Genomic DNA, 2189 nt, shown 5'->3' with positions numbered 1-2189 from the left:
GGATCTTGAACCCGATTCCATAGCTGACATCTCGGCGAACCCCGATGCGATGATCCGCCACGTGACCCAGCGTGCCCGCCCGGGGTCGATCGTCTTGATGCACGTCATGTACGACTCCGGTGGACCCAGCCGAGAAGCCCTGCCGCGGATCATCGACGCGCTGAGCGCCCAGGGATACCGGTTCGTGACAGTCTCGGAGCTGCTTGAGGTCGATAGTTCCAGCCGCTGACCAAAGCCGCGCGGGCCGGCGATGCTCATCGCGTGTTGCGATTCCTTCCGGTTGCGGAACACTGAAGACAACAGGAAGGAAGCAACATGAGCACAGTCATCGACTTCAAGGATGTATCCCTTTCCGGTCTTGAGTCATCTCCCGTGGCGGCAGCGCTGGCTGGTCTTCGAGCCAACGAGGCGCGCTACTTCATGAACAAGTACAAGCATGAGTTCGCTACCGAGCCGGCGAGCGAAAGCCCCGAGACGCTCGACTACGTGAACACCATCCTCAAGCAGGAGCGTGGCCTTGAGTTCGCGGCCACTCCGCTTGAGACGTCGCGCTTTCAGGTCGAGAACATCAAGATGGCCTACGTCTTCTACGAGGACGGTCTCTCGGTCAACGTGATGTACGCCGTCGACGATCCGAAGAAGCGCGCAGTGGGCTTCAAGCTGTCGGATGGCATGGAAGTGCCCGCCGAGCTCGAAGGGAAGTTCAAGTTCGCGCGCATGAAGTCTGCGCTCGCTGGCACGATCAGGGGCTCGTTCTTCGTGATCAAGGGCGAGTACTAGGCTTCCCAGATTTCGCTCGTCGCGTGCGCAAGTGCCTCGCGCACTGCGCGGGCGATCAGCGTCGCTCCAGCCCCACCTGGGTGCACGCCGTCGAACTTGAACGCCTCGGGATGACCGGCGGTCGCGCCATGCACGTCGACGAGCCCGCAGCCCATGTCTGACGCGATCTGCTCGACTACGGCACAGACCTGCTCGAGTGCGGACTCTGACATGCCGTACCGCACGTTGGCGCTGCGACCCAGCCGGTACAGCGTCGGAGGCGTCAGGAGCCACACGCGCGGCCGCGAGGCGAGCCCCCGATAGTGGGCGACGAGCGCACGGTAGTCGCGCTCGAAGGCGTCGGCGCCCTTCCAGTTGTCTCCCCGGACGTCGTTCGTGCCCAGCATGATCAGCACGATGTCGGGCTCGAAGTCGCCGCTACGCACAAACGCGTCGCTGCCCTGGTATGGCATGTCGGCATCGTGCTGCGCGGCGTGGCCGTTGGCCCCGAAGCCGCAGACCAGGTATCGCTCGCCCAGCATCCGCTGGAGCTGCGCCGGGTATGAGTTGGTCCCGCGGCGCCACACGAACGTGCCGCGCGTGATGCTGTCGCCGACGCAGGCGATCCGAACCGGTCCTGGCGTGGACGTCACGCTGACGCCTCCGGGTCGGCGCAGCTCGTCTGCCAGGGGGCATCGAGCTGGTCGTTGAGCTCGCCGACCGCGCGCTCGAGGTCCTCGGCGGTGCGCATGGACGAAGCCGTCGGGAAACTGGTGGTCACGAAGTGCTGCGAGTACGGGAACACCGCGACTTCGAACGGCTTGGGGTCGAGCGCGCCTCGGCCGAACGTGCTCTCGCACAGCGAGATGTCGTCGAGCGGGAGCTTGAGCGCCTGCGACATCTCGCCGGGATCGAACACAAGGCTGAACGGCTTGGTGCTTTCCTGAAGCTCTCCGCCGTAGTCGACCGAGAGGTTGCCCTCGACCCACAGCCGCTGGTCGAGCGGGGTCGTGACGCCGTTCTTCATGTCCGCCGTGAGCGCGAGCCGGTGGCCGGACTCTGCGCTTTCGACGTCGACGATCACCTCGCCGCGATACGACGTCGTCACCACCGAGTGTGAGGTGCTCGGCAGCGTGAATCCGCGGCTGGGGTCGTAGCTGTGCGCGTTACTCTCGTACTCCTCGATGATCCACGACAGCAGGCCCGTCTCGGTGTTCTCGGCGATGAGGTAGAACTCGACTCGGTCGCCCCAGAAGACGTTGGTGTGGACGGTGAAGGCGCTCACGATGGCGCACGGGCGCTTGTGTGTGTCGCCGAACATCGCGGAGGGGTGGAGGCGATAGTTGGGCGGGAGCAGGCGCTCCATCTCAGCGGTGTCGGTGATCTCGAAGGACAGGAACACGGCGTAGGGTTCGACCACGAAGCTCATG

General features: G+C 64.6%; 4 protein-coding genes. 2 read left to right on the top strand and 2 right to left on the bottom strand.

What is annotated here, in order from left to right; genetic code table 11:
- Positions 1–229, top strand: a 229-nt coding sequence (locus tag HGB10_12055) for a polysaccharide deacetylase (protein NTU72537.1), incomplete at its 5' end; no start/stop codon positions are given.
- An 86-nt stretch (positions 230–315) separates the two neighbouring features.
- Complete coding sequence (locus HGB10_12050) at positions 316–780, top strand: phage tail protein (protein ID NTU72536.1); 465 nt, start codon at positions 316–318, stop codon at positions 778–780.
- Here HGB10_12050 and HGB10_12045 read toward each other — a convergent pair.
- Together HGB10_12045 and HGB10_12040 are read right to left on the bottom strand one after the other, a co-directional pair.
- A complete protein-coding gene (locus tag HGB10_12045; protein ID NTU72535.1) occupies positions 777–1412 on the bottom strand; it encodes a hypothetical protein in 636 nt (211 codons plus the stop codon). The two genes, HGB10_12050 and HGB10_12045, sit on opposite strands and share 4 nt — an antisense overlap.
- A partial coding sequence (locus HGB10_12040; GenBank protein ID NTU72534.1) for a hypothetical protein occupies positions 1409–2189 on the bottom strand: 781 nt, incomplete at its 5' end. The genes HGB10_12045 and HGB10_12040, both read right to left, overlap by 4 nt.

This window comes from Coriobacteriia bacterium, assembly GCA_013334745.1.
Classification (GTDB): Bacteria; Actinomycetota; Coriobacteriia; order Anaerosomatales; family JAAXUF01; genus JAAXWY01.
This window is presented reverse-complemented; position numbering and strand designations above follow the sequence as displayed.

Coding starts and splice junctions, on each gene's coding strand:
- HGB10_12050 (NTU72536.1), top strand. CDS start 316: ATGAGCACAGTCATCGACTTCAAGGATGTATCCCTTTCCGGTCTTGAG.